Genomic DNA, 25320 nt, shown 5'->3' with positions numbered 1-25320 from the left:
CGACCAGGGATGGTCTTTTTTACGAGAGGATGCGTATGAACTCGTTTTCACTTCTGACAACCCCGTGGTTGCCTGTTCGTTTCAAAGACGGAACGACAGGCAAGCTGGCACCAGTCGATCTGGCTGATGAAAATGTTGTCGATATCGCCGCACCGCGAGCAGATTTACAAGGTGCGGCCTGGCAGTTTTTGCTGGGACTACTACAAACCAGCTTCGCGCCAAAAGATCATCGTCGTTGGGATGATATCTGGGAAGACGGACTGGAAGCTGAAAAGCTACGAGAAGCATTGCTGTCTTTAGAACATGCTTTCCAGTTTGGGCCTGATTCATCTTCATTTATGCAGGATTTTGAGGCGCTCACGGGAGATAAAGTTCCGGTCGCTTCGCTACTGCCTGAGATTCCCGGCTCTCAAACGACGAAGTTTAATAAAGACCATTTTATCAAGCGGGGTGTAACGGAATATCTGTGCCCCCATTGCTTAGCATTGGCCTTGTTCTCTTTACAGTTGAATGCACCCGCGGGCGGCAAAGGCTATCGCACCGGTTTACGAGGCGGTGGGCCGATGACGACTCTCATTGAATTACAGGAATATCAGGGCAATCAACAAACACCCTTGTGGCGCAAACTGTGGCTCAACGTGATGCCGCAGGATGAAGCCGACTTACCGCTACCCAAAAAATTTGACGATCTGATTTTCCCCTGGCTAGGCCCGACGCGTACCAGCGAACTGGTCGGTGCGGTGGTAACCCATGATCAGGTCAATAAACTCCAGGCGTACTGGGGAATGCCGCGGCGTATACGTATTGATTTTAATACCACGACAGTCGGCAACTGCGATATTTGCGACGAGCAGAACGACGCGCTCCTGAGCCTGATGACGACCAAAAATTATGGTGCCAATTATGCCATGTGGCAGCATCCCTTAACGCCTTACCGTGTACCACTTAAAGAGGGTGGCGAGTTTTACTCCGTTAAACCACAACCGGGCGGTTTAATCTGGCGCGACTGGTTAGGCCTTATCGAAACGGGTAAATCAGAAAACAATACGGAACTTCCCGCGTTGGTGGTGAAACTCTTTAATGCCAGCAGTCTGAAACAGGCAAAAGTGGGCCTATGGGGATTTGGTTATGATTTTGACAACATGAAAGCGCGCTGTTGGTACGAACACCATTTCCCGCTACTGCTCAATAAAAAAGAAGGCCAGATACCGAAGCTGCGGCTGGCTGCGCAAACGGCTTCACGGATTCTGAGTCTGTTACGGAGTGCATTGAAAGAAGCATGGTTCTCCGATCCAAAAGGTGCAAGGGGTGATTTCAGTTTTGTGGATATCGACTTCTGGAACAAAACTCAGCATCGCTTCCTGAGGTTAGTGCGCCAAATTGAAGAAGGTCAGGATGCGGATGAATTACTCGGCAAATGGCAAAAGGAAATGTGGTTATTCGCGCGTCAGGATTTTGACGAGCGTGTATTCACTAATCCTTATGAGCCCGTTGATTTGAAACGCGTCATGACCGCGCGCAAGAAATATTTTACAACATCGGCGGAGAAGCAAAGTGCTAAAGCCGCCAGGGAGAAAAAGCAGGAGGCTGCTGAATGAGTATTGTAAAAGAGGAGCACAAAGCCACGCTGCGTAAATGGCACGAAGAGTTGCAGGAAAAACGCGGCAATCGTGCCAGTCTGCGGCGTAGCACAACGGTTAATGATGTTTGTCTGTCAGAAGGTTTTCGTTCTCTGCTGATGCAGACCCACACGTTGTGGAAAATTGAATCACAGGAGTGGCGTTTTACCGCACTGGCGCTGGTTGCCGCCGTTGCCGCCAATGTAAAAGCCATTGATGAACGGCAGCCTTTTGCCGCGCAGTTGGCGGCGGTAATGTCTGAGGGGCGTTTTACTCGCCTGTCGGCAATCAAAACGCCGGATGATTTACTGCGCCAGTTACGTCGCGCGGTCAAATTATTAAACGGTTCCGTCAATCTTATCTCTTTGGCAGACGATATTTTCCGCTGGTGCCAGGAGAGTGACGACCTGCTCAACCATCACCGCCGTCAGCAGCGGCCAACAGAATTTATCCGTATCCGCTGGGCGCTGGAATATTACCAGGCTGGCGACGCCGATAACGAACAAAATTAATAAAGGACTATCTCATGACGACATTTATTCAGCTTCATTTGTTAACCGCTTACCCTGCAGCCAACCTTAACCGTGATGACACCGGTGCGCCGAAAACCGTGGTGCTGGGTGGAGCAACGCGTCTGCGCGTTTCCTCGCAAAGTCTGAAACGTGCGTGGCGCACTTCTGCACTTTTTGAACAGGCGCTGGCGGGCCATATTGGTATTCGTAGTGGGCGTATCGCGCGCGAGGCAGCAACTATCATGATAGAGAAAGGAATCGAAGAAAAAAAAGCCATCGAATGGGCGGCAGATATTGCCGATTATCTTGGTAAAGCCAAAAAAGACAAAAAACCAAAAGATCCGCTCACTAACGCTGAAACTGAACAGCTCGTCCATATCAGCCCGGCAGAATTTGACGCCGTAAAAGCGCTGGCCCATCAACTGGCAGAAGAAAAGCGCGCGCCAAAAGAGGACGATCTCGCTTTGTTACGTAAAGATCGTATGGCGGTAGATATCGCCATGTTTGGTCGTATGCTGGCGAATAAACCCGAGTTTAATGTTGAAGCCGCCTGTCAGGTCGCGCACGCGTTTGGTGTCAGTGAAACGATTGTCGAAGATGATTTTTTCACCGCCGTTGATGATTTGCGCCAGGCCTCTGAAGATGCTGGTGCAGGGCATCTTGGTGAAACTGGATTTGGTTCTGCGCTGTTCTACACCTATATCTGCATTGATAAAGATCTGCTGGTCGAAAACCTCGGCGGTGACGAAGCATTAGCTAATCAGACCCTGCGCGCCTTTACGGAAGCAGCGTTTAAAGTTTCCCCAACCGGTAAACAAAACAGCTTTGCCAGCCGTGCCTACGCCTCCTGGGCGCTGGCAGAAAAAGGCACCGAACAACCGCGTTCTCTGGCGGCGGCTTTCTATGAACCCATTAATGGCACACGTCAGTTAGATGTGGCGGTGCAGCGTATTACAACGCTTCGCGAAAACATGAATACGGTTTACGAACAGAAGACCGAATGCGCAAGTTTTGACGTGATGAACAAACAGGGAAGCATGAAGGACGTGCTGGACTTTATCTGCGCGTAAGGGGCGGCTTATGAGCCAATATCTGATTTTTCAGCTTCATGGGCCAATGGCATCCTGGGGCGTTGATGCACCCGGTGAGGTGCGTCATAGCCATGAACTGCCTTCGCGTTCAGCATTGCTGGGGCTGCTGGCTGCCGGGGTAGGGATACGGCGTGATGACACCGAATGCTTAAACGCGTTTAATCGCCACTATTCACTGGTGGTTTGCGCCAGCCGTAACCCGCGCTGGGCACGGGATTATCACACGGTCCAGATGCCAAAAGAGGTGCGTAAAGCGCGTTATTTCAGCCGTCGCGAAGAGTTGAGCGACCCTGATCTTCTAAGCGCGATTATCTCCCGGCGCGACTACTACACCGATGCCTGGTGGATGGTGGCCGTGGCAACAACAGCTGATGCGCCTTACAGCCTCGAACAGTTGCAGGAAGGTTTACGCCATCCGGTTTTTCCGCTTTATCTGGGGCGAAAAAGCCATCCGCTGGCATTACCCCTTGCGCCGTTACTGCTCGAAGGCAACGCGTCTGATGCCTTACGTAACGCATACCAACAGTATCAGGATCGTTTCCACGAACTAAAAGTCTCACTCCCGAAACTTCAGGATGAATGCTGGTGGGAAGGGGAGCACGATGGCCTGGTCTCGAGCAAAATATTACGCCGCCGGGATGTTCCTTTAAATCGTCAGCAGTGGCTGTTTGGGGAACGCACCGTCAATCAGGGGCCGTGGCTCAGCAAGGAGGAACCATGTACCTCTCAAGAATAACCTTACATACCGGCCAGCTTTCGCCTGCGCAGTTGCTGCATCTGGTGGATCGCGGGGAATATGTGATGCATCAGTGGCTGTGGGATCTTTTTCCTGGCGGCAAAGAAAGGCAATTTCTTTATCGTCGGGAAGAACTCCAGGGCGCGTTTCGCTTTTTTGTCCTGTCGCAGGAACGCCCGGCGGAAAGTGAAACGTTCACCATCGAATGCCGGTCATTTGCGCCTGAACTGCATACCGGACAATCCCTTTGTTTCAACCTGCGGGCGAATCCAACAGTCTGTAAAGCGGGTAAGCGCCACGATCTGCTGATGGAGGCGAAACGGCAGGTGAGGGGGCAGGCGGAAGGAAGAAATGTCTGGTTGCATCAACAACAGGCGGCGCTGGACTGGCTGGCAGCGCAGGGGGAGAGAAGCGGTTTTACACTGCTGGATACCTCGGTCGATGCCTACCGACAACAGCAACTGCGGCGGGAAAACTCCCGGCAACTGATCCAGTTCAGTAGCGTGGATTATACAGGGATGCTTACAGTCACCGATCCAGGGTTATTTCTGCAACGTCTCTGCCTGGGGTATGGCAAAAGCCGGGCGTTCGGCTGTGGTCTGATGTTAATCAAACCCGGAGCAGAGGCGTGACGTTTGTACCACTGAGTCCGATCCCGTTAAAAGATCGCACATCTATGATCTTCCTCCAGTACGGTCAGGTCGACGTACTGGACGGCGCTTTCGTGCTGATCGACAAAACCGGGATCCGCACGCATATTCCAGTGGGATCGGTCGCCTGCATTATGCTCGAACCGGGAACAAGAGTTTCCCACGCGGCAGTCCATCTGGCCGCCACGGTGGGAACACTGCTGGTCTGGGTCGGTGAAGCGGGCGTTCGCGTTTACTCCTCCGGACAACCCGGAGGGGCGCGGGCAGATAAATTACTCTACCAGGCAAAGCTGGCTTTAACGGAAGATCTACGGTTGAAGGTGGTGCGCAAAATGTATGAATTACGTTTTCGTGAACCACCGCCAGCTCGCCGTTCAGTGGAGCAGTTACGGGGAATTGAGGGATCCCGTGTTCGCCAGACCTATGCATTACTGGCGAAGCAATATGGTGTGAAATGGAATGGTCGCAAATACGATCCTAAAGACTGGGAAAAAGGCGATGTTGTCAATCGCTGCATCAGTGCTGCCACATCATGCCTGTACGGTATATCTGAAGCGGCGGTATTAGCCGCGGGATATGCGCCCGCTATTGGATTTATCCATAGTGGCAAACCGCTTTCATTTGTTTATGACATAGCCGATATCATTAAATTTGATTTGGTTGTGCCAAAGGCATTTGAAATAGCGGCAAGACACCCGGCAGAACCTGATAAAGAAGTGAGACTGGCCTGCCGTGATATTTTCCGTAGTAGTAAATTAACGGGCAAATTAATTCCGTTAATTGAGGAAGTCCTTGCCGCCGGTGAAATTGAACCACCACAACCTGCGCCGGATATGTTACCACCAGCTATCCCGGAACCTGAATTGCTAGGTGATAGTGGTCACCGGGGGCGCAGCGGATGAGCATGGTCGTGGTTGTTACAGAAAATGTCCCTCCGCGCTTACGTGGACGGCTTGCAATCTGGCTCCTGGAAGTACGTGCCGGTGTTTATGTTGGTGATACATCAAAACGTATTCGGGAGATGATCTGGCAGCAAATCTCCCAACTGGCAGGTTGCGGAAATGTGGTCATGGCCTGGGCGACCAATACCGAGTCGGGTTTTGAATTTCAGACCTGGGGTGAAAACAGACGTATTCCGGTGGATTTGGATGGGTTACGGTTGGTTTCGTTTCTTCCTGTTGAGAATCAATAAGTTACCCGTTCTTTAAAAATAAGGAAAAGTTTGAATTTAGTTGGTAGATTGTTGTTGTGGAATAAAATTGTTTAAAAACAGATACGTATGCTTAGTGTGTTCCCTGCGCCAGCGGGGATAAACCGGTGACCATAAGGGCATTTCATACTGCCTTGCTGTGTTCCCTGCGCCAGCGGGGATAAACCGGTGAACGTGACAACGCCCGCGACAGAAACGTCGTGTTCCCTGCGCCAGCGGGGATAAACCGGGAAGAAGCGGTAAAGCGGGTTCCAGTTCAGCGTGTTCCCTGCGCCAGCGGGGATAAACCGAAATTAATTTCGAAACGGGCGTTGATGGTGAAGTGTTCCCTGCGCCAGCGGGGATAAACCGGCTGGCGCACCTTACGCAAAAATAGACGTAAAGTGTTCCCTGCGCCAGCGGGGATAAACCGCCAGGGAGCGAAGCTGTGGCCATGCTGAAAGGGTGTTCCCTGCGCCAGCGGGGATAAACCGGGGTTCTATTTCCTCGGGATTTGCCGACACGCGTGTTCCCTGCGCCAGCGGGGATAAACCGGTCAACGCTGGTCAGGCGTGGTACTTCCTCCGGTGTTCCCTGCGCCAGCGGGGATAAACCGGCTGCCGCGCTTTCGGTGTGGGAGCAGTATGAGTGTTCCCTGCGCCAGCGGGGATAAACCGAAACTCCGTGGTGTAGTGCGTTTGTTGGTGCGGTGTTCCCTGCGCCAGCGGGGATAAACCGTTGGTATTAACGGGAATGTAGTCACTCCAGGAGTGTTCCCTGCGCCAGCGGGGATAAACCGGCGATCGTATTTTCCGCTACGTCGCTCAAATGGTGTTCCCTGCGCCAGCGGGGATAAACCGTCGTTGATGGTGTGATGAGTGTACAAAAAAAAGTGTTCCCTGCGCCAGCGGGGATAAACCGACGACTGAATCCGGCGAGGCTATCAACTGGCCGTGTTCCCTGCGCCAGCGGGGATAAACCGCCGCACACGTCGAGCTGGTGGGGATTAATGCTGTGTTCCCTGCGCCAGCGGGGATAAACCGCAGTAAACGTTCGCGCGTTCTCGCGCTCACGAGTGTTCCCTGCGCCAGCGGGGATAAACCCTCTGTGTATTCGCTACCAGCCAGCACCGGTACGTGTTCCCTGCGCCAGCGGGGATAAACCGCAGGGTAACTGGCTGCTCCTCAACCATTCCGCGTGTTCCCCGCGCCAGCGGGGATAAACCGGGGTTTTAGCGACCGGACCAGAGTACGCAACAGTGTTCCCCGCGCCAGCGGGGATAAACCGTTGCGCCTTAAGTTCCTTAACTTCCTCTGTATGTGTTCCCCGCGCCAGCGGGGATAAACCGGGAGTGATGAATTGGAAGTAACGGATAACCGCGTGTTCCCTGCGCCAGCGGGGATAAACCGGACGCACTGGATGCGATGATGGATATCACTTAGAGTTCCCCCCGCCCCTGCGGTAGAACTCCCAGCTCCCATTTTCAAACCCATCAAGACGCCTTCGCCAGCTCTTTCACCAGAGGTAGCATTATCCGCATAACGTCACGGCAGCGACGTTCTATTCTTCCAGGAAGTGCCTTATCAATATGTTGTTGATTATCCAGTCTTACGTCATGCCAGCTATTTCCCGCAGGGAATGCAGCTGTTTTTGCGCGTTGCTGATAACCATCCTTATTTCCAAGATTCCAGTTGGTCGCCTCCACCGAAAGTACCGCAATACCGGCTTTGTCGAAAACTTCGGCGTCATTACAACAGCCAGTACCCTTCGGATAATTTTTATTCAAACCCGGATTGGTCGTTGCGGCAATTCCATGACTACGCGCAATTGCCAGCGCCCTGTCGCGCGTTAATTTCCTTACTGCTTCAGGGGTTTTTACACCGCTGTTGAAATACAATTTATCGCCAACAATTAAGTTATCGAGATTAATCACCAGCAGTGTATTTTTCTTTTCGGAGTCACTCATCCGCTTGAGTAAATTCTCAGCGCCTAATTTCCCTTCCTCTTCGCCGCTGGTCGCCACAAATCGAATACCATACTCGGTAGGCGTATTTTTCAGGCGTTCTGCCAATTCCAGCATGACACCTAAACCTGCGGCGTTATCATCCATTCCTTGTAACGTCAGCCCGCCGAGATTGGCATCGGCGTCAGCATCGCTCAGCGGGGCGTAAGTATCCAGATGCGCCATAATGATGATCTGCTGCGGCGCTTTGCCTTCATGAGCGGCAATCACCGTACTTCCCGTCACGTTATGCCAGCTCTTGCGATTATCGCGGGCGGTATAAATATACCGACTATTAAATGTCCGAATATCACTGCGATAACCCATTTGCTGAAACTGTTGGCGAATATAATCGGCAGATAACATTTCTGCTGGAGTTCCGGTCATGCGTCCCGGAAAGAAAGTAGCAATATGTCGTGCCTGGGTATTAGCAAAATCGCCAGGTTTAGGTGACGAGGCGTGTACGGGGAGAATAAAGCATACGCCGAGCGCCAGGGCAGCGGTACGGTGGCGCAATGCGGAAAACATAGTGAGTCCTTAAATACCATGCAAATTTTTTTACCGCCATAGTATGAAACTGCCGCTGCGCTAAAACAATTTCAAATCTTCCTAAACGCCCGAAATCCGGTGCCTTAAGCACTTTTTGATATTAGCTTTGCCAAATCGTTATTCCGTTAAGGAACTACTCATTCTAATTGGTAATTTCATTCGTTCTCTTACGCTCCCTATAGTCGAAACATCTGATGGCAAGAAAATAGCGGTATTGCAAAGGAACGGTTATGGATCAAATACGACTTACTCACCTGCGGCAACTGGAGGCGGAAAGCATCCACATTATTCGCGAGGTGGCGGCAGAATTCTCAAATCCGGTGATGCTCTACTCTATCGGTAAAGATTCCAGCGTCATGCTGCATCTGGCGCGCAAGGCGTTTTATCCAGGTACGCTGCCTTTCCCGTTGCTGCATGTCGATACCGGCTGGAAATTCCGCGAGATGTATGAGTTCCGCGATCGTACGGCGAAAGCCTACGGCTGCGAGCTGCTGGTGCATAAAAACCCGGAAGGCGTGGCGATGGGGATTAATCCATTCGTACACGGCAGCGCGAAACATACCGATATTATGAAAACTGAAGGCCTGAAACAGGCGCTGAACAAATACGGTTTTGATGCCGCCTTCGGTGGTGCGCGCCGTGACGAAGAGAAATCCCGCGCTAAAGAGCGAATCTACTCTTTCCGTGACCGCTTCCATCGCTGGGATCCGAAAAATCAGCGCCCGGAGCTGTGGCACAACTACAACGGGCAAATTAACAAAGGCGAAAGCATCCGCGTCTTCCCGCTCTCTAACTGGACCGAGCAGGATATCTGGCAATACATCTGGCTGGAAAATATCGACATTGTGCCGCTGTATCTCGCTGCGGAACGTCCGGTTCTGGAACGCGACGGTATGTTGATGATGATTGATGACAACCGTATCGACCTGCAACCGGGCGAAGTGATTAAAAAACGGATGGTGCGTTTCCGTACGCTGGGCTGCTGGCCGCTGACCGGTGCGGTGGAGTCAAATGCACAAACACTGCCGGAGATCATCGAAGAGATGCTGGTTTCCACCACCAGTGAACGTCAGGGCCGCGTGATTGACCGCGACCAGGCGGGGTCTATGGAGCTGAAAAAACGTCAGGGGTATTTTTAAGATGAACACCGCACTTGCACAACAAATCGCCAATGAAGGCGGCGTCGAAGCCTGGATGATTGCGCAACAACATAAAAGCCTGCTGCGTTTTCTGACCTGTGGTAGCGTCGATGACGGCAAAAGTACCCTGATTGGTCGCCTGCTACACGATACCCGCCAAATCTACGAAGATCAGCTCTCATCGCTGCATAACGACAGTAAGCGTCACGGCACCCAGGGCGAAAAGCTGGATCTGGCACTGCTGGTGGACGGCCTGCAAGCTGAGCGCGAACAGGGCATCACTATTGATGTGGCCTACCGCTATTTCTCTACCGAGAAGCGTAAATTTATTATCGCCGACACCCCAGGGCACGAGCAGTACACCCGCAATATGGCGACTGGCGCATCGACATGTGAACTGGCGATCTTACTGATCGATGCCCGTAAAGGCGTGCTCGATCAAACCCGTCGTCACAGTTTTATCTCCACACTGTTGGGGATCAAACATCTGGTCGTGGCGATCAACAAAATGGATCTGGTGGATTACAGTGAAGAGACGTTCACCCGTATTCGTGAAGATTATCTGACTTTTGCCGGGCAGCTGCCGGGTAATCTGGATATCCGCTTTGTGCCGCTCTCCGCACTGGAAGGCGACAACGTGGCTTCGCAAAGTGAAAGTATGCCGTGGTACAGCGGTCCGACACTGCTCGAAGTGCTGGAAACCGTGGAGATCCAGCGAGTGGTGGATGCACAGCCTATGCGCTTCCCGGTGCAGTACGTTAACCGCCCGAATCTCGATTTTCGTGGCTACGCCGGAACGCTGGCATCCGGTCGCGTGGAAGTCGGGCAACGTGTAAAAGTGTTGCCCTCTGGTGTGGAATCAAACGTCGCGCGGATCGTGACTTTTGATGGCGATCGCGAAGAAGCCTTTGCCGGAGAAGCGATCACCCTGGTGCTGACGGATGAGATCGACATCAGCCGTGGCGATCTGCTGCTGGCGGCAGACGAAGCGTTACCGGCTGTGCAGAGCGCGTCGGTGGATGTGGTATGGATGGCGGAACAGCCGCTTTCCCCAGGCCAGAGTTACGACATCAAAATTGCCGGTAAGAAGACGCGTGCTCGTGTTGATGGCATTCGTTATCAGGTTGATATCAATAACCTTACCCAACGCGAAGTTGAAAACCTGCCGCTGAACGGCATCGGCCTGGTAGATCTCACCTTTGACGAGCCGCTGGTGTTAGATCGTTATCAGCAAAACCCGGTTACCGGTGGGCTGATTTTTATCGATCGCCTGAGTAATGTGACCGTAGGTGCCGGTATGGTGCACGAACCAGTTAGCCAGGCAACTGCTGCGCCATCTGAATTCAGTGCATTCGAACTGGAATTGAATGCCCTGGTTCGCCGCCATTTCCCGCATTGGGGTGCGCGCGATTTACTGGGAGATAAATAATGGCTCTGCATGACGAAAACGTCGTCTGGCATAGCCACCCAGTCACTGTGCAACAACGCGAGCTACACCACGGTCATCGTGGTGTAGTGCTGTGGTTTACCGGCCTCTCCGGGTCCGGTAAATCAACGGTCGCCGGGGCGCTGGAGGAGGCGTTACATAAACTTGGCGTCAGTACGTATCTGCTGGATGGCGACAACGTTCGCCACGGATTATGCAGCGATCTCGGTTTTAGCGATGCCGACCGTAAAGAGAATATCCGTCGCGTCGGTGAAGTGGCGAATTTGATGGTTGAAGCCGGACTGGTGGTGCTGACCGCATTTATCTCGCCACACCGCGCCGAACGCCAGATGGTTCGCGAACGCGTAGGAGAAGGGCGCTTTATCGAAGTGTTTGTCGATACGCCGCTGGCGATTTGCGAAGCCCGCGATCCAAAAGGCTTATATAAGAAAGCGCGTGCCGGTGAACTGCGTAACTTTACGGGAATAGATTCTGTTTACGAAGCGCCTGAATCGGCAGAAATTCATCTCAATGGTGAACAATTAGTAACAAATTTGGTACAGCAATTATTAGATCTGTTGAGACAGAACGATATTATCAGATCCTGAGACACCACCGGGTTTCCATGCCCGGTTCGTCAAAGTAACAGGATCAAATATGCGTAATAGCCATAACATTACACTAACAAATAACGACAGCCTTACTGAGGATGAAGAAACCACATGGTCACTGCCTGGTGCCGTGGTCGGTTTTATCTCATGGTTATTTGCGCTGGCGATGCCGATGTTGATTTATGGCTCTAACACGCTGTTCTTCTTTATCTACACCTGGCCTTTCTTTCTGGCACTGATGCCTGTCGCGGTAGTGGTGGGGATTGCGCTGCATTCATTGATGGACGGAAAGCTACGCTACAGTATTGTTTTCACCCTGGTGACAGTAGGCATTATGTTTGGCGCACTGTTTATGTGGCTACTGGGCTAATTTGTACTTTCTTGTCTCCTCTGTTCATAATTCAAACCGTAACTAATAATGAGATTATGTTCTGCACGCCCTGGGTATACGTAACAATGGACAAATGTGGTACATTTGCCCGCGTTGTCGCGGTATCCCCAACAGAGGATGTAGAGTCGTCTTCGGATGCATGGGATGATGATGCCGTTTTTCAGGGGGCAGGATGGGTAAACTAACGCTGCTGTTGCTGGCTATTCTGGTCTGGCTACAGTATTCGCTGTGGTTCGGTAAGAACGGTATACATGACTATACCCGCGTCAATGATGATGTGGCGGCACAGCAAGCTACAAACGCTAAACTTAAAGCGCGAAACGATCAACTTTTTGCCGAAATTGACGATCTCAATGGCGGCCAGGAGGCGCTCGAAGAGCGTGCGCGTAATGAACTCAGCATGACCAGGCCGGGCGAAACTTTTTATCGTCTGGTGCCTGACGCGTCGAAGCGCGCACAGTCTGCGGGGCAAAACAATCGATAAATCAGCCCAGGAATTAACATGGCAACCACTCATTTGGATGTTTGCGCCGTGGTTCCGGCGGCCGGATTTGGCCGTCGAATGCAAACGGAATGTCCTAAGCAATATCTCTCAATCGGTAATCAAACCATTCTTGAACACTCGGTGCATGCGCTGCTGGCGCATCCCCGGGTGACACGTGTCGTCATTGCCATAAGTCCTGGCGATAGCCGTTTTGCAAAACTTCCTCTGGCGAATCATCCGCAAATCACCGTTGTAGATGGCGGTGATGAGCGTGCCGATTCCGTGCTGGCAGGTTTGAAAGCCGCTGGCGACGCGCAGTGGGTATTGGTGCATGATGCCGCTCGTCCTTGTCTGCATCAGGATGACCTCGCGCGATTGTTGGCGTTGAGCGAAACCAGCCGCACGGGAGGGATCCTCGCCGCACCAGTGCGCGATACGATGAAACGTGCCGAACCGGGCAAAAATGCCATTGCTCATACCGTTGATCGCAACGGCTTATGGCACGCGCTGACGCCGCAATTTTTCCCTCGTGAGCTGTTACATGACTGTCTGACGCGTGCTCTAAATGAAGGCGCGACTATTACTGACGAAGCCTCGGCGCTGGAATATTGCGGATTTCATCCGCAGTTGGTCGAAGGCCGCGCGGATAACATTAAAGTCACGCGCCCGGAGGATTTGGCGCTGGCCGAATTTTACCTCACCCGAACCATCCATCAGGAGAATACATAATGCGAATTGGACACGGTTTTGACGTACACGCCTTTGGCGGTGAAGGCCCAATTATCATTGGTGGCGTGCGCATTCCTTACGAAAAAGGGCTGCTGGCGCATTCTGATGGCGACGTGGCGCTCCATGCGTTGACCGATGCATTGCTTGGCGCGGCGGCGCTGGGGGATATCGGCAAACTGTTCCCGGATACCGATCCGGCATTTAAAGGTGCCGACAGCCGCGAGCTGTTGCGCGAAGCCTGGCGTCGTATTCAGGCGAAAGGTTATGCCCTCGGCAACGTCGATGTCACTATCATCGCTCAGGCACCGAAGATGTTGCCGCACATTCCACAAATGCGCGTGTTTATTGCCGAAGATCTCGGCTGCCATATGGATGATGTTAACGTGAAAGCCACTACTACGGAAAAACTGGGATTTACCGGACGTGGGGAAGGGATTGCCTGTGAAGCGGTGGCGCTACTCATTAAGGCAACGAAATGATTGAGTTCGATAATCTCACTTACCTCCACGGCAAACCGCAAGGCACCGGGCTGCTGAAAGCGAATCCGGAAGACTTTGTGGTGGTGGAAGATTTGGGCTTTGAGCCTGATGGTGAAGGTGAGCATATTCTGGTTAGAATCCTCAAAAACGGCTGCAATACCCGTTTTGTGGCGGATGCACTGGCGAAATTCCTGAAAATTCATGCCCGTGAAGTCAGCTTCGCTGGGCAAAAAGATAAACATGCTGTTACGGAACAGTGGTTATGCGCTCGCGTGCCGGGCAAAGAGATGCCCGATCTGAGCGCCTTTCAACTGGAAGGCTGCCAGGTGCTGGAGTATGCGCGGCACAAGCGCAAGCTGCGTTTAGGGGCGCTGAAAGGTAACGCCTTTACCCTGGTACTACGCGAAGTGAGCAATCGCGATGACGTTGAACAACGTCTGATCGATATTTGCGTAAAAGGTGTACCGAACTACTTCGGTGCCCAACGTTTTGGGATTGGCGGTAGCAACTTGCAGGGCGCGCTGCGCTGGGCGCAAACCAATACTCCGGTGCGCGATCGCAATAAACGGAGTTTTTGGTTGTCGGCAGCCCGCAGTGCGTTGTTTAATCAGATTGTTGCTGAGCGCCTCAAAAAAGCAGACGTTAATCAAGTTGTTGACGGCGATGCGCTACAATTAGCCGGACGTGGTAGCTGGTTTGTTGCAACCACCGAAGAAGTGGCGGAATTACAGCGTCGCGTCAACGATAAAGAGCTAATGATAACCGCCGCATTGCCGGGCAGTGGCGAATGGGGAACTCAGCGTGAAGCGCTGGCATTCGAACAAGCAGCTGTCGCCGCAGAAACTGAATTACAAGCTTTACTGGTGCGCGAAAAAGTTGAAGCCGCGCGCAGAGCGATGCTGCTGTATCCGCAACAATTAAGCTGGAACTGGTGGGATGACGTCACCGTAGAAATCCGTTTCTGGCTTCCGGCGGGTAGTTTTGCAACCAGCGTTGTCAGGGAACTTATCAACACAACAGGTGATTATGCGCATATTGCTGAGTAATGATGACGGGGTACATGCACCCGGTATACAAACGCTGGCGAAAGCCTTGCGTGAGTTTGCTGACGTTCAGGTGGTCGCCCCCGATCGTAACCGCAGCGGCGCTTCAAATTCTCTGACACTGGAATCCTCCCTGCGCACGTTTACCTTTGAAAATGGTGATATTGCTGTGCAAATGGGAACCCCGACCGATTGCGTCTATCTTGGCGTGAATGCTCTGATGCGTCCGCGCCCGGACATTGTTGTGTCCGGAATTAACGCCGGGCCGAATCTGGGGGATGATGTTATTTATTCCGGTACGGTAGCCGCCGCGATGGAAGGCCGTCATTTAGGTTTTCCGGCGCTGGCCGTCTCGCTTGACGGGCATAAACATTACGACACTGCCGCGGCGGTAACCTGTTCAATTTTGCGCGCACTGTGTAAAGAGCCGCTGCGCACCGGACGTATTCTTAACATTAACGTTCCGGATTTACCATTGGATCAAATCAAAGGTATTCGCGTGACGCGCTGCGGTACACGACATCCGGCAGATCAGGTGATCCCGCAGCAAGATCCGCGCGGCAATACGCTGTACTGGATTGGCCCGCCGGGCGGTAAATGTGATGCCGGTCCGGGGACCGATTTTGCTGCGGTAGATGAGGGCTATGTCTCCATCACGCCGCTGCATGTGGATTTAACTGCGCATAGCGCGCAAGATGTGGTTTCAGACTGGTTAAACAGCGTGGGAGTTGGCACGCAATGGTAAGCAGACGCGTACAAGCACTTCTGGATCAATTACGTGCGCAAGGTATTCAGGATGAGCAGGTGCTGAATGCACTTGCCGCCGTGCCGCGTGAAAAATTCGTTGATGAAGCGTTTGAACAAAAAGCCTGGGACAATATCGCCTTGCCGATAGGTCAGGGGCAGACAATTTCGCAGCCGTATATGGTGGCGCGAATGACCGAATTACTCGAGCTGACGCCGCAGTCGCGGGTGCTGGAAATTGGCACCGGTTCGGGATATCAAACGGCAATCCTGGCGCATCTTGTCCAGCATGTTTGCTCGGTTGAACGGATTAAAGGCTTGCAGTGGCAGGCACGTCGCCGCCTGAAAAATCTTGATTTACATAATGTTTCAACCCGTCATGGCGATGGATGGCAAGGTTGGCAGGCACGTGCGCCGTTTGACGCTATCATTGTTACGGCGGCACCGCCGGAAATTCCAACTGCGCTAATGACGCAGCTGGACGAAGGCGGGATTCTCGTCTTACCCGTAGGGGAGGAGCACCAGTATTTGAAACGGGTGCGTCGTCGGGGAGGCGAATTTATTATCGATACCGTGGAGGCCGTGCGCTTTGTCCCTTTAGTGAAGGGTGAGCTGGCTTAAAACGTGAGGAAATACCTGGATTTTTCCTGGTTATTTTGCCGCAGGTCAGCGTATCGTGAACATCTTTTCCAGTGTTCAGTATGGTGCCTTGCACGGTAATTATGTCACTGGTTATTAACCAATTTTTCCTGGGGGATAAATGAGCGCGGGAAGCCCAAAATTCACCGTTCGCCGCATTGCGGCTTTGTCACTGGTTTCGCTATGGCTGGCAGGCTGTTCTGACACTTCAAATCCACCGGCCCCGGTCAGCTCCGTTAATGGCAATGCGCCTGCAAATACCAATTCTGGTATGTTGATTACGCCGCCGCCGAAAATGGGGACGACGTCTACAGCGCAGCAACCGCAAATTCAGCCGGTACAGCAGCCACAAATTCAGGCCACTCAACAACCGCAAATCCAGCCGGTGCAGCCAGTAGCTCAGCAGCCGGTACAGATGGAAAACGGACGCATCGTCTATAACCGTCAGTATGGGAACATTCCGAAAGGCAGTTATAGCGGCAGTACCTATACAGTGAAAAAAGGCGACACACTTTTCTATATCGCCTGGATTACTGGCAACGATTTCCGTGACCTTGCTCAGCGCAACAATATTCAGGCACCATATGCGCTGAACGTCGGTCAGACCTTACAGGTGGGGAATGCTTCCGGTACGCCAATCACTGGCGGAAATGCCATTACCCAGGCCGACGCAGCAGAGCAAGGAGTTGTGATCAAGCCTGCACAAAATTCCACCGTTGCTGTTGCTTCGCAACCGACAATTACGTATTCTGAGTCTTCGGGTGAACAGAGTGCTAACAAAATGTTGCCGAACAACAAGCCAACTGCGACCACGGTCACAGCGCCTGTAACGGTACCAACAGCAAGCACAACCGAGCCGACTGTCAGCAGTACATCAACCAGTACGCCTATCTCCACCTGGCGCTGGCCGACTGAGGGCAAAGTGATCGAAACCTTTGGCGCTTCTGAGGGGGGCAACAAGGGGATTGATATCGCAGGCAGCAAAGGACAGGCAATTATCGCGACTGCAGATGGCCGCGTTGTTTATGCCGGTAACGCGCTGCGCGGCTACGGTAATCTGATTATCATCAAACATAATGATGATTACCTGAGTGCCTACGCCCATAACGACACAATGCTGGTCCGGGAACAACAAGAAGTGAAGGCGGGGCAAAAAATAGCAACCATGGGTAGCACCGGAACCAGTTCAACACGCTTGCATTTTGAAATTCGTTACAAGGGGAAATCCGTAAACCCGCTGCGTTATTTGCCGCAGCGATAAATCGGCGGAACCAGGCTTTTGCTTGAATGTTCCGTCAAGGGATCACGGGTAGGAGCCACCTTATGAGTCAGAATACGCTGAAAGTTCATGATTTAAATGAAGATGCGGAATTTGATGAGAACGGAGTTGAGGTTTTTGACGAAAAGGCCTTAGTAGAAGAGGAACCCAGTGATAACGATTTGGCCGAAGAGGAACTGTTATCGCAGGGAGCCACACAGCGTGTGCTGGACGCGACTCAGCTTTACCTTGGTGAGATTGGTTATTCACCACTGTTAACGGCCGAAGAAGAAGTTTATTTTGCGCGTCGCGCACTGCGTGGAGATGTTGCCTCTCGCCGCCGGATGATCGAGAGTAACTTGCGTCTGGTGGTAAAAATTGCCCGCCGTTATGGCAATCGTGGTCTGGCGTTGCTGGACCTGATCGAAGAGGGCAACCTGGGGCTGATCCGCGCGGTAGAGAAGTTTGACCCGGAACGTGGTTTCCGCTTCTCAACATACGCAACCTGGTGGATTCGCCAGACGATCGAACGGGCGATTATGAACCAAACCCGTACTATTCGTTTGCCGATTCACATCGTAAAGGAGCTGAACGTTTACCTGCGAACCGCACGCGAGTTGTCCCATAAACTGGACCATGAACCAAGTGCGGAAGAGATCGCAGAGCAACTGGATAAGCCAGTTGATGACGTCAGCCGTATGCTTCGTCTTAACGAGCGCATTACCTCGGTAGACACCCCGCTGGGTGGTGATTCCGAAAAAGCGTTGCTGGACATCCTGGCCGATGAAAAAGAGAACGGTCCGGAAGATACCACGCAAGATGACGATATGAAGCAGAGCATCGTCAAATGGCTGTTCGAGCTGAACGCCAAACAGCGTGAAGTGCTGGCACGTCGATTCGGTTTGCTGGGGTACGAAGCGGCAACACTGGAAGATGTAGGTCGTGAAATTGGCCTCACCCGTGAACGTGTTCGCCAGATTCAGGTTGAAGGCCTGCGCCGTTTGCGCGAAATCCTGCAAACGCAGGGGCTGAATATCGAAGCGCTGTTCCGCGAATAAGTAAGCATCTGTCAGAAAGGCCAGTCTCAAGCGAGGCTGGCCTTTTTCTTTTATTTGGGAGTCGGTGTGTTTTGTCGCCTGGATAAGACACGTCAGCGTCCCACCCGGCAATCAACATCCTATTTGCTCATCATCTTGCGCACCAGCTGCATAAACAGCTCCTGCTCTTCTGCACTCAAACGCCCCAAAAATTCCTCATCCACACTGTCACCAATCGGTATCGCCGCAGCAAGTACCTTTTCTCCTTCGGCAGTCAGCCAGACAAAGCGTCGCCGCTTATCAGCAGAGTCATGTTCTCGTCTGACTAAGCCACGATTTTCCATTCGTGCCAACATTTCTGCCAGCGTTGCTTTGGTGCTGACGGCTGCTTCTATCAGTGCCACCTGTTCGATACCAGGTTTATCAGCAATGGCGCGCATCACCGCGTACTGTGGTTTGGTCAGATCAGGTAACTCGTGCTGCCAGCGAGCCGTGTGCTGCTGAAAAAGCTGTCGTAACTGATGGAACGCTTTATTTCGTAACGCCATGTAAACTCCGGGCAAACTATCTGCCGCTATCATAGCGGTTTTTCAGTGACGAAGAAGATGTTGTTACTTTTCAGCGCTTGCCGCGATGAAAACAGAGGCGTATTTTAATAATAACGTTCGTATACGAACAATTTAGAGAGTAAGCAATGAAACTGATCGTCGGGATGACAGGGGCTACCGGTGCGCCTCTTGGGGTGGCATTACTGCAAGCGCTGCGGGAGATGCCGAATGTCGAGACTCATCTGGTGATGTCGAAGTGGGCGAGAACCACCATTGAACTGGAAACGCCTTACAGCGCTCGCGATGTTGCTGCCCTCGCAGACTTCAGCCATAACCCGGCGGATCAGGCGGCGACCATCTCCTCAGGTTCCTTTCGTACCGACGGCATGATCGTTATTCCGTGCAGTATGAAAACGCTCGCCGGTATCCGTGCCGGTTACGCCGATGGCCTGGTGGGGCGCGCGGCGGACGTCGTGCTCAAAGAAGGCCGCAAACTGGTGCTGGTGCCGCGTGAAATGCCGCTTAGCACAATCCATCTCGAAAATATGCTCGCACTTTCGCGCATGGGCGTGGCGATGGTGCCGCCGATGCCTGCCTTTTATAACCATCCCGAAACGGTAGATGACATTGTCCACCACGTGGTAGCCCGCGTGCTGGATCAATTTGGCCTCGAACATCCTCACGCCAGGCGCTGGCAAGGATTGCCGCAGGCCCGGAATTTTTCTCAGGAGAATGAATAATGGCATTTGATGATTTACGCAGCTTTTTACAGGCGCTCGACGACCATGGGCAATTGCTGAAAATCAGCGAAGAGGTGAACGCAGAACCGGATCTGGCAGCCGCAGCCAACGCCACCGGGCGTATCGGCGACGGCGCGCCCGCGCTGTGGTTTGACAATATTCGCGGCTTTACCGATGCCCGCGTGGCGATGAACACCATCGGTTCCTGGCAGAACCACGCGATTTCCCTCGGCCTGCCGCCAAATACCCCGGTTAAAAAACAGATCGATGAGTTTATCCGCCGCTGGGACAACTTCCCGATAGCCCCGGAACGCCGAGCCAATCCAGCCTGGGCGCAGAACACCGTCGATGGCGAAAAGATTAACCTGTTCGATATCCTGCCGCTGTTTCGTTTAAACGACGGTGATGGCGGTTTCTATCTCGACAAAGCGTGCGTGGTTTCCCGCGATCCGCTCGACCCGGATAACTTCGGCAAGCAGAACGTCGGTATCTACCGCATGGAAGTGAAGGGCAAACGTAAGCTCGGCCTGCAACCGGTGCCGATGCACGATATCGCGCTGCATCTGCATAAAGCGGAAGAGCGCGGTGAAGATCTGCCGATTGCCATCACCCTCGGTAACGATCCGATCATCACCCTGATGGGGGCCACGCCGCTGAAATATGATCAGTCCGAGTACGAAATGGCGGGCGCGCTGCGCGAAAGTCCGTACCCGATTGCCACCGCCCCACTGACCGGTTTTGATGTACCCTGGGGCTCGGAAGTGATCCTCGAAGGGGTTATCGAAAGTCGTAAACGTGAAATCGAAGGGCCGTTCGGTGAGTTTACCGGGCACTACTCCGGCGGGCGCAACATGACCGTGGTGCGCATCGATAACGTCTCTTATCGCAGCAAACCCATTTTTGAATCGCTCTATCTCGGGATGCCGTGGACGGAAATCGACTACCTGATGGGGCCAGCCACCTGCGTGCCGCTGTATCAGCAACTGAAAGCCGAGTTCCCGGAAGTGCAGGCGGTAAACGCCATGTACACCCACGGCCTGCTGGCGATTATCTCCACCAAAAAACGCTACGGTGGCTTTGCCCGCGCGGTGGGCCTCCGTGCGATGACCACGCCACACGGTCTGGGCTATGTGAAGATGGTGATTATGGTCGATGAAGACGTTGATCCGTTCAACCTGCCGCAGGTGATGTGGGCGCTCTCTTCGAAAGTGAACCCGGCAGGGGATTTGGTGCAGTTGCCGAATATGTCCGTGCTGGAACTCGACCCTGGCTCAAGTCCGGCGGGGATCACCGACAAGCTGATTATCGACGCCACCACGCCTGTCGCCCCGGACAACCGTGGTCACTACAGTCAGCCGGTGGTGGATTTACCGGAAACCAAAGCCTGGGCTGAAAAACTGACCGCTATGCTGGCCGCACGTCAATAAGGAGAACAAGATGATTTGTCCACGTTGTGCTGATGAACAGATTGAAGTGATGGCGAAATCGCCGGTAAAAGATGTCTGGACGGTCTACCAGTGCCAGCATTGCCTCTATACCTGGCGCGATACCGAACCGCTGCGCCGCACCAGCCGCGAACATTATCCCGAAGCGTTCCGCATGACGCAGAAAGATATTGATGACGCGCCGATGGTGCCGAGCATCCCGCCGCTGCTGGCGGAAGGTAAGTGTTAATAAAAAAGTGCCGGGTAGAGGCTTTGCTTTACCCGGCCACGTTATTTAATTTTATAAAACGATAACCGTCTGCTTTCCGGCGAGCCGGTATCAATATAAACCTGATTGGCAAATGTCTGGATGTTATCAAACATCATATGTCCAAAGATAAAACAGTCGGCACCGTTTATTTCTTTTAACTCTCCCTTGAATGATTTCTGCACGCGATCAACAGGCCAGAGTAATTCGCTTTCTGCTATTTCTTTACCAAACTGATATTCATCACCCGGATAATCCGCATGTGCGATGACATATTTTATTCTGTCGTTAGTGATTTCAATAATATGTGGAAGATTATGAAAACGTAGCAACAGGTCTATTGCTTCTTTTTGTTCCGTATCACTTAACTCAAAGAACCAGTCGCCACCGCTGGCAAGCCACATATTGCCATCGCCGGTCGCGAACGCATCCAACGCCATCGCTTCATGGTTGCCTTTAACCGATGTAAACCAGGGCTGGTTTAACAGGCGCAGCACGTTAAGACTCTCCGGCCCACGATCGATGTTATCGCCTACCGAAATAAGTAAGTCGGTTTCAGGGCAAAAAGAGAGTTGATGTAAGCGGGATTGTAATAATTGATAGTCACCATGAATATCACCAACGGCCCATATATGGCGATAGTGATGGACATTGATTTTTTGATAGCGTGTAGATGGCATGGTTTTACCCTGTAAAATAAGATTTCCTATTATACAGGGTATTTTTATTTGATTCGTCAGTTGTCGTTAATATTCCCGATAGCAAAAGACTATCGGGAATTGTTATTACACCAGACTCTTCAAGCGATAAATCCACTCCAGCGCCTGACGCGGAGTGAGTGAATCTGGGTCCAGGTTTTCCAGTGCCTCGACCGCAGGCGAAGTTTCTTCCGGTACGGATAGCAAAGACATTTGTGTACCATCCACTTGCGTAGCAGCGGCGTTCGGCGAAATGCTTTCCAGCTCACGCAGTTTTTGCCGTGCGCGCTTAATAACCTCTTTTGGCACGCCTGCCAGCGCTGCAACCGCCAGGCCGTAGCTTTTGCTTGCCGCGCCATCCTGCACGCTATGCATAAAGGCAATGGTGTCGCCGTGCTCCAGCGCATCGAGATGCACGTTGGCGACGCCTTCCATTTTCTCCGGCAGTTGGGTCAGCTCGAAATAGTGGGTAGCAAACAGCGTCAACGCTTTGATCTTATTTGCCAGATTTTCCGCGCATGCCCACGCCAGCGACAGACCATCGTAAGTGGACGTTCCACGCCCAATCTCGTCCATCAACACCAGACTGTATTCGGTGGCGTTATGTAAAATATTGGCGGTTTCGGTCATCTCCACCATAAAGGTTGAACGTCCGGAAGCCAGATCATCCGCGGCACCTACGCGGGTAAAGATGCGATCGATCGGGCCAATCTCGACTTTTTGCGCCGGTACGTAGCTGCCGATATAGGCCATCAGCGCAATCAACGCGGTCTGGCGCATATAGGTACTTTTACCGCCCATGTTCGGACCGGTGATGATCAACATGCGGCGCTGCGGCGACAGGTTCAGCGGGTTGGCGATAAACGGCTCATTCAGTACCTGTTCAACCACCGGATGGCGGCCTTCGGTAATGCGAATGCCAGGTTTATCAATAAAGGTCGGGCAGGTGTAGTTCAGGGTATAGGCCCGTTCCGCCAGGTTCACCAGCACGTCGAGTTCCGCCAGCGCGCTCGCGCTCTGTTGCAACGCTTCCAGATGCGGCAACAGCAAGTCGAACAGCTCTTCATAAAGTTGTTTTTCCAGAGCCAGTGCTTTGCCTTTTGAGGTGAGAACTTTATCTTCGTACTCTTTCAGCTCCGGAATAATGTAACGCTCGGCGTTTTTCAGCGTCTGGCGGCGCATGTAGTTAATCGGTGCCAGATGGCTTTGCCCACGGCTGATCTGAATGTAGTAGCCGTGCACTGCATTAAAGCCAACTTTCAGCGTGTCCAGGCCGGTACGTTCACGCTCGCGGACCTCCAGACGCTCCAGATAATCGGTCGCGCCGTCAGCCAGCGCGCGCCACTCATCCAGCTCTTCGTTATAGCCCGGTGCGATAACACCACCGTCGCGTACCAGCACTGGCGGTGTGTCGATGATTGCTCGCTCCAGCAGATCGCGCAGCTCGGCAAACTCGCCCATTTTTTCACGCAGCGCCTGTACCGGAGCGCTATCGACATTTTCTAATAGTGCACGCAGCTCCGGCAGTTGCTGGAAAGCGTGACGCATACGGGCCAGATCGCGTGGGCGAGCAGTTCGTAAAGCCAGACGTGCCAGAATACGTTCCAGGTCGCCGACCTGACGCAGTACCGGCTGCAGCTCGGCGGTGAAATCCTGCAATGCGCCAATAGTTTGCTGGCGCTCAAGCAACACGCGGGTATCGCGCACTGGCATATGCAGCCAGCGTTTCAGCATACGGCTGCCCATCGGCGTGACGGTGCAGTCGAGCACAGAAGCCAGCGTATTTTCCGCACCACCCGCCAGATTCTGGGTGATTTCCAGATTACGACGCGTCGCGGCATCCATAATGATGCTGTCCTGCTCACGTTCCATGGTGATAGAACGAATATGCGGCAGGGTCGTGCGTTGGGTATCTTTCGCATACTGCAACAGACAACCGGCAGCACAAAGTCCGCGCGGCGCGTTCTCGACGCCAAAACCGACCAGATCGCGAGTGCCAAATTGCAGATTCAACTGCTGGCGCGCGGTGTCGATTTCAAACTCCCACAGCGGGCGACGGCGCAGTCCGCGACGACCTTCAATCAGCGACATCTCGGCGAAATCTTCTGCATACAACAGCTCTGCCGGATTAGTGCGTTGCAGCTCTGCCGCCATCGTTTCGCGGTCAGCCGGTTCGCTCAGGCGAAAACGCCCGGAACTGATATCCAGCGTCGCGTAGCCGAAACCTTTGCTGTCCTGCCAGATAGCCGCCAGCAGGTTATCCTGACGCTCCTGCAACAGCGCTTCATCGCTGATGGTGCCCGGCGTAACGATACGCACAACTTTGCGCTCAACCGGACCTTTGCTGGTCGCCGGATCGCCAATTTGTTCGCAGATGGCAACGGACTCGCCCTGATTCACCAGTTTGGCGAGGTAGTTTTCCACCGCATGGTAGGGGATCCCCGCCATCGGGATCGGCTCTCCCGCTGAAGCACCGCGTTTGGTCAGTGAAATATCCAGCAGTTGCGAGGCGCGTTTTGCATCGTCATAAAATAGTTCATAAAAATCACCCATCCGGTAAAACAGCAGGATCTCGGGATGCTGGGCTTTCAGCTTGAGATATTGCTGCATCATGGGCGTATGGGCATCGAAATTTTCTATTGCACTCATGGGGTTATGTCCGGTTCCCTGATATTAAATGGGGTGTGATGGTTTTTATTTTCGTTGTAATCACATAAGGCGCACATGATACCGGAGTTAATCATTTCAGGGGAAGAAGCGAACGGCGAGTTCTTGATGGTGATTCCGGGAAAGATGCTGTTTTGCAGCTTTTGCGTGATGCTTATGAAGCAAGTACGCAAAATTGCGTCGGTTGAATAAACCTCCTCCTTCAGAGCCATAGTCCCCTTTCAAATTAAGTTGTAATATAAATACACCTTAAGAGTATGGAGGCAGCATGTCCGGCAAGCGTATCTCTCGTGAAAAACTGACGATTAAAAAAATGATCGATCTTTATCAAGCGAAATGCCCGCAGGCGTCAGCGGAGCCGGAGCATTACGACGCGCTGTTTGCCTACGCGCAAAAGCGGCTGGATAAATGTGTGTTCGGCGAAGAGAAACCAGCCTGTAAGCAGTGTCCGGTGCACTGTTACCAGCCAGCAAAGCGTGAAGAGATGAAACAGATTATGCGTTGGGCCGGGCCGCGAATGCTGTGGCGTCATCCGATCTTAACCGTGCGTCATCTCATCGATGACAAGCGTCCGGTGCCGGAGTTGCCAGAAAAATATCGTCCAAAGAAATAAATCTGCCGGAGAGCCATACTCTCCGGCAAATAAG

Annotated in this window: 28 protein-coding genes and 1 CRISPR repeat array; of the genes, 24 read left to right on the top strand and 4 right to left on the bottom strand. The window is 52.8% G+C overall.

Features of this window, described 5'->3' with window-relative positions; translation table 11 throughout:
- Positions 1-35 precede the first annotated feature (35 nt).
- The 7 genes from casA to cas2e are packed head-to-tail and all read left to right on the top strand — an operon-like array spanning position 36 to position 5800.
- Positions 36-1598: a type I-E CRISPR-associated protein Cse1/CasA gene (gene casA / locus ACJHWR_RS14330; protein WP_012311912.1), complete on the top strand. Its 1563-nt coding sequence runs from the start codon at positions 36-38 to the stop codon at positions 1596-1598.
- Positions 1595-2131 (top strand): type I-E CRISPR-associated protein Cse2/CasB, encoded by a 537-nt coding sequence (casB, locus tag ACJHWR_RS14325; RefSeq protein WP_000029333.1) that lies wholly within the window; start codon positions 1595-1597, stop codon positions 2129-2131. Before casA ends, casB begins: the two co-directional genes overlap by 4 nt.
- Positions 2132-2145: 14 nt before the next feature.
- The gene (cas7e, locus tag ACJHWR_RS14320) at positions 2146-3201 is read left to right on the top strand and encodes a type I-E CRISPR-associated protein Cas7/Cse4/CasC (protein ID WP_000206454.1); all 1056 of its coding nucleotides are present in this window, start codon (positions 2146-2148) and stop codon (positions 3199-3201) included.
- Between the two features lie 10 nt (positions 3202-3211).
- Complete coding sequence (gene cas5e / locus ACJHWR_RS14315; RefSeq protein ID WP_000085041.1) at positions 3212-3958, top strand: type I-E CRISPR-associated protein Cas5/CasD; 747 nt, start codon at positions 3212-3214, stop codon at positions 3956-3958.
- Complete coding sequence (gene cas6e, locus ACJHWR_RS14310) at positions 3940-4590, top strand: type I-E CRISPR-associated protein Cas6/Cse3/CasE (RefSeq protein WP_000281457.1); 651 nt, start codon at positions 3940-3942, stop codon at positions 4588-4590. Before cas5e ends, cas6e begins: the two co-directional genes overlap by 19 nt.
- Positions 4587-5510 carry a type I-E CRISPR-associated endonuclease Cas1e gene (gene cas1e, locus ACJHWR_RS14305; protein WP_000144879.1) on the top strand — a complete coding sequence of 308 codons (924 nt, stop codon included), beginning with the start codon at positions 4587-4589 and terminating at the stop codon, positions 5508-5510. The genes cas6e and cas1e overlap by 4 nt, the downstream gene beginning before the upstream one ends.
- A complete protein-coding gene (gene cas2e, locus ACJHWR_RS14300; protein WP_000063171.1) occupies positions 5507-5800 on the top strand; it encodes a type I-E CRISPR-associated endoribonuclease Cas2e in 294 nt (97 codons plus the stop codon). The genes cas1e and cas2e overlap by 4 nt, the downstream gene beginning before the upstream one ends.
- 96 nt (positions 5801-5896) lie before the next feature.
- Positions 5897-7206: direct repeats of the CRISPR family, unit length 29 nt; unit sequence GTGTTCCCTGCGCCAGCGGGGATAAACCG.
- Between the two features lie 83 nt (positions 7207-7289).
- On the opposite strand, the gene iap is transcribed toward cas2e, so the two are convergent.
- On the bottom strand, positions 7290-8327 hold the full coding sequence (gene iap, locus ACJHWR_RS14295; RefSeq protein WP_000490422.1) for an alkaline phosphatase isozyme conversion aminopeptidase: 1038 nt from the start codon (positions 8325-8327) through the stop codon (positions 7290-7292).
- 251 nt (positions 8328-8578) lie between these two features.
- On the opposite strand from iap, the gene cysD reads away from it, so the two are divergent.
- From cysD to rpoS, 12 genes are all read left to right on the top strand, one after another.
- Positions 8579-9487, top strand: a complete 909-nt coding sequence (gene cysD / locus ACJHWR_RS14290; RefSeq protein ID WP_000372108.1) for a sulfate adenylyltransferase subunit CysD — start codon at positions 8579-8581, stop codon at positions 9485-9487.
- A 1-nt stretch (position 9488) separates the two neighbouring features.
- Complete coding sequence (gene cysN, locus ACJHWR_RS14285; protein WP_001090361.1) at positions 9489-10916, top strand: sulfate adenylyltransferase subunit CysN; 1428 nt, start codon at positions 9489-9491, stop codon at positions 10914-10916.
- The gene (gene cysC / locus ACJHWR_RS14280) at positions 10916-11521 is read left to right on the top strand and encodes an adenylyl-sulfate kinase (RefSeq protein WP_001173673.1); all 606 of its coding nucleotides are present in this window, start codon (positions 10916-10918) and stop codon (positions 11519-11521) included. Before cysN ends, cysC begins: the two co-directional genes overlap by 1 nt.
- Positions 11522-11570: 49 nt before the next feature.
- On the top strand, positions 11571-11894 hold the full coding sequence (locus tag ACJHWR_RS14275) for a DUF3561 family protein (RefSeq protein ID WP_001246104.1): 324 nt from the start codon (positions 11571-11573) through the stop codon (positions 11892-11894).
- A gap of 193 nt (positions 11895-12087) precedes the next feature.
- Positions 12088-12399: a cell division protein FtsB gene (gene ftsB / locus ACJHWR_RS14270; protein ID WP_000517476.1), complete on the top strand. Its 312-nt coding sequence runs from the start codon at positions 12088-12090 to the stop codon at positions 12397-12399.
- An 18-nt stretch (positions 12400-12417) separates the two neighbouring features.
- Positions 12418-13128 (top strand): 2-C-methyl-D-erythritol 4-phosphate cytidylyltransferase, encoded by a 711-nt coding sequence (ispD, locus tag ACJHWR_RS14265; RefSeq protein ID WP_000246153.1) that lies wholly within the window; start codon positions 12418-12420, stop codon positions 13126-13128.
- Positions 13128-13607 (top strand): 2-C-methyl-D-erythritol 2,4-cyclodiphosphate synthase, encoded by a 480-nt coding sequence (gene ispF / locus ACJHWR_RS14260; protein WP_001219237.1) that lies wholly within the window; start codon positions 13128-13130, stop codon positions 13605-13607. Before ispD ends, ispF begins: the two co-directional genes overlap by 1 nt.
- A complete protein-coding gene (gene truD / locus ACJHWR_RS14255; RefSeq protein ID WP_000568936.1) occupies positions 13604-14653 on the top strand; it encodes a tRNA pseudouridine(13) synthase TruD in 1050 nt (349 codons plus the stop codon). Before ispF ends, truD begins: the two co-directional genes overlap by 4 nt.
- A complete protein-coding gene (gene surE / locus ACJHWR_RS14250; RefSeq protein ID WP_001295182.1) occupies positions 14634-15395 on the top strand; it encodes a 5'/3'-nucleotidase SurE in 762 nt (253 codons plus the stop codon). Before truD ends, surE begins: the two co-directional genes overlap by 20 nt.
- Complete coding sequence (pcm, locus tag ACJHWR_RS14245) at positions 15389-16015, top strand: protein-L-isoaspartate O-methyltransferase (protein WP_000254708.1); 627 nt, start codon at positions 15389-15391, stop codon at positions 16013-16015. The genes surE and pcm overlap by 7 nt, the downstream gene beginning before the upstream one ends.
- A gap of 184 nt (positions 16016-16199) precedes the next feature.
- Entirely contained in the window at positions 16200-17294 is a 1095-nt protein-coding gene (gene nlpD, locus ACJHWR_RS14240) for a murein hydrolase activator NlpD (protein WP_306174120.1), read from the top strand.
- Positions 17295-17356: 62 nt separating this feature from the next.
- Complete coding sequence (rpoS, locus tag ACJHWR_RS14235) at positions 17357-18349, top strand: RNA polymerase sigma factor RpoS (protein ID WP_000081550.1); 993 nt, start codon at positions 17357-17359, stop codon at positions 18347-18349.
- A 119-nt stretch (positions 18350-18468) separates the two neighbouring features.
- On the opposite strand, the gene ACJHWR_RS14230 is transcribed toward rpoS, so the two are convergent.
- Positions 18469-18876 carry a MarR family winged helix-turn-helix transcriptional regulator gene (locus ACJHWR_RS14230; protein ID WP_001208071.1) on the bottom strand — a complete coding sequence of 136 codons (408 nt, stop codon included), beginning with the start codon at positions 18874-18876 and terminating at the stop codon, positions 18469-18471.
- 146 nt (positions 18877-19022) lie between these two features.
- Here ACJHWR_RS14230 and ACJHWR_RS14225 point away from each other — a divergent pair, with 146 nt between their 5' ends.
- From ACJHWR_RS14225 to ACJHWR_RS14215, 3 genes are read left to right on the top strand one after another with little or no spacing between them, the layout of a single operon-like run.
- On the top strand, positions 19023-19616 hold the full coding sequence (locus ACJHWR_RS14225; RefSeq protein ID WP_000767728.1) for a non-oxidative hydroxyarylic acid decarboxylases subunit B: 594 nt from the start codon (positions 19023-19025) through the stop codon (positions 19614-19616).
- On the top strand, positions 19616-21043 hold the full coding sequence (locus tag ACJHWR_RS14220; RefSeq protein WP_000863217.1) for a non-oxidative hydroxyarylic acid decarboxylases subunit C: 1428 nt from the start codon (positions 19616-19618) through the stop codon (positions 21041-21043). The genes ACJHWR_RS14225 and ACJHWR_RS14220 overlap by 1 nt, the downstream gene beginning before the upstream one ends.
- A 10-nt stretch (positions 21044-21053) precedes the next feature.
- Positions 21054-21290, top strand: a complete 237-nt coding sequence (locus ACJHWR_RS14215) for a non-oxidative hydroxyarylic acid decarboxylases subunit D (protein ID WP_000562981.1) — start codon at positions 21054-21056, stop codon at positions 21288-21290.
- A gap of 41 nt (positions 21291-21331) precedes the next feature.
- Here the strand turns inward: ACJHWR_RS14215 and pphB are convergent, their stop codons facing one another.
- The gene (gene pphB / locus ACJHWR_RS14210; protein WP_001141352.1) at positions 21332-21988 is read right to left on the bottom strand and encodes a protein-serine/threonine phosphatase; all 657 of its coding nucleotides are present in this window, start codon (positions 21986-21988) and stop codon (positions 21332-21334) included.
- 105 nt (positions 21989-22093) lie between these two features.
- The gene (mutS, locus tag ACJHWR_RS14205) at positions 22094-24655 is read right to left on the bottom strand and encodes a DNA mismatch repair protein MutS (RefSeq protein WP_001272887.1); all 2562 of its coding nucleotides are present in this window, start codon (positions 24653-24655) and stop codon (positions 22094-22096) included.
- A gap of 75 nt (positions 24656-24730) precedes the next feature.
- Here mutS and ACJHWR_RS14200 point away from each other — a divergent pair, with 75 nt between their 5' ends.
- Together ACJHWR_RS14200 and ACJHWR_RS14195 are read left to right on the top strand one after the other, a co-directional pair.
- Positions 24731-24865, top strand: a complete 135-nt coding sequence (locus ACJHWR_RS14200) for a hypothetical protein (protein WP_000611937.1) — start codon at positions 24731-24733, stop codon at positions 24863-24865.
- A 76-nt stretch (positions 24866-24941) separates the two neighbouring features.
- Positions 24942-25286, top strand: a complete 345-nt coding sequence (locus tag ACJHWR_RS14195; RefSeq protein ID WP_000015479.1) for a nitrous oxide-stimulated promoter family protein — start codon at positions 24942-24944, stop codon at positions 25284-25286.
- The last annotated feature ends 34 nt before the right edge of the window (positions 25287-25320 follow it).

The organism is Escherichia sp. WS568 (genome assembly GCF_046486085.1).
Lineage (GTDB): Bacteria > Pseudomonadota > Gammaproteobacteria > Enterobacterales > Enterobacteriaceae > Escherichia > Escherichia coli.
Note: the sequence above shows the minus strand (reverse complement) of the source record. Positions and strands in the feature narration are given on the sequence as shown.

Bases quoted from the DNA above. Each gene is read 5' to 3' on its own strand.
- ACJHWR_RS14230 (WP_001208071.1), bottom strand. From the start codon at position 18,876: ATGGCGTTACGAAATAAAGCGTTCCATCAGTTACGACAGCTTTTTCAG.
- ftsB (WP_000517476.1), top strand. From the start codon at position 12,088: ATGGGTAAACTAACGCTGCTGTTGCTGGCTATTCTGGTCTGGCTACAG.
- ACJHWR_RS14200 (WP_000611937.1), top strand. From the start codon at position 24,731: ATGATACCGGAGTTAATCATTTCAGGGGAAGAAGCGAACGGCGAGTTC.
- ACJHWR_RS14225 (WP_000767728.1), top strand. From the start codon at position 19,023: ATGAAACTGATCGTCGGGATGACAGGGGCTACCGGTGCGCCTCTTGGG.
- surE (WP_001295182.1), top strand. From the start codon at position 14,634: ATGCGCATATTGCTGAGTAATGATGACGGGGTACATGCACCCGGTATA.
- ACJHWR_RS14195 (WP_000015479.1), top strand. From the start codon at position 24,942: ATGTCCGGCAAGCGTATCTCTCGTGAAAAACTGACGATTAAAAAAATG.
- cysD (WP_000372108.1), top strand. From the start codon at position 8,579: ATGGATCAAATACGACTTACTCACCTGCGGCAACTGGAGGCGGAAAGC.
- ispD (WP_000246153.1), top strand. From the start codon at position 12,418: ATGGCAACCACTCATTTGGATGTTTGCGCCGTGGTTCCGGCGGCCGGA.
- cysC (WP_001173673.1), top strand. From the start codon at position 10,916: ATGGCTCTGCATGACGAAAACGTCGTCTGGCATAGCCACCCAGTCACT.
- cysN (WP_001090361.1), top strand. From the start codon at position 9,489: ATGAACACCGCACTTGCACAACAAATCGCCAATGAAGGCGGCGTCGAA.
- cas6e (WP_000281457.1), top strand. From the start codon at position 3,940: ATGTACCTCTCAAGAATAACCTTACATACCGGCCAGCTTTCGCCTGCG.
- cas7e (WP_000206454.1), top strand. From the start codon at position 2,146: ATGACGACATTTATTCAGCTTCATTTGTTAACCGCTTACCCTGCAGCC.
- truD (WP_000568936.1), top strand. From the start codon at position 13,604: ATGATTGAGTTCGATAATCTCACTTACCTCCACGGCAAACCGCAAGGC.
- pphB (WP_001141352.1), bottom strand. From the start codon at position 21,988: ATGCCATCTACACGCTATCAAAAAATCAATGTCCATCACTATCGCCAT.
- cas2e (WP_000063171.1), top strand. From the start codon at position 5,507: ATGAGCATGGTCGTGGTTGTTACAGAAAATGTCCCTCCGCGCTTACGT.
- iap (WP_000490422.1), bottom strand. From the start codon at position 8,327: ATGTTTTCCGCATTGCGCCACCGTACCGCTGCCCTGGCGCTCGGCGTA.
- ACJHWR_RS14215 (WP_000562981.1), top strand. From the start codon at position 21,054: ATGATTTGTCCACGTTGTGCTGATGAACAGATTGAAGTGATGGCGAAA.
- rpoS (WP_000081550.1), top strand. From the start codon at position 17,357: ATGAGTCAGAATACGCTGAAAGTTCATGATTTAAATGAAGATGCGGAA.
- ACJHWR_RS14220 (WP_000863217.1), top strand. From the start codon at position 19,616: ATGGCATTTGATGATTTACGCAGCTTTTTACAGGCGCTCGACGACCAT.
- casB (WP_000029333.1), top strand. From the start codon at position 1,595: ATGAGTATTGTAAAAGAGGAGCACAAAGCCACGCTGCGTAAATGGCAC.
- cas5e (WP_000085041.1), top strand. From the start codon at position 3,212: ATGAGCCAATATCTGATTTTTCAGCTTCATGGGCCAATGGCATCCTGG.
- pcm (WP_000254708.1), top strand. From the start codon at position 15,389: ATGGTAAGCAGACGCGTACAAGCACTTCTGGATCAATTACGTGCGCAA.
- ispF (WP_001219237.1), top strand. From the start codon at position 13,128: ATGCGAATTGGACACGGTTTTGACGTACACGCCTTTGGCGGTGAAGGC.
- ACJHWR_RS14275 (WP_001246104.1), top strand. From the start codon at position 11,571: ATGCGTAATAGCCATAACATTACACTAACAAATAACGACAGCCTTACT.
- mutS (WP_001272887.1), bottom strand. From the start codon at position 24,655: ATGAGTGCAATAGAAAATTTCGATGCCCATACGCCCATGATGCAGCAA.
- casA (WP_012311912.1), top strand. From the start codon at position 36: ATGAACTCGTTTTCACTTCTGACAACCCCGTGGTTGCCTGTTCGTTTC.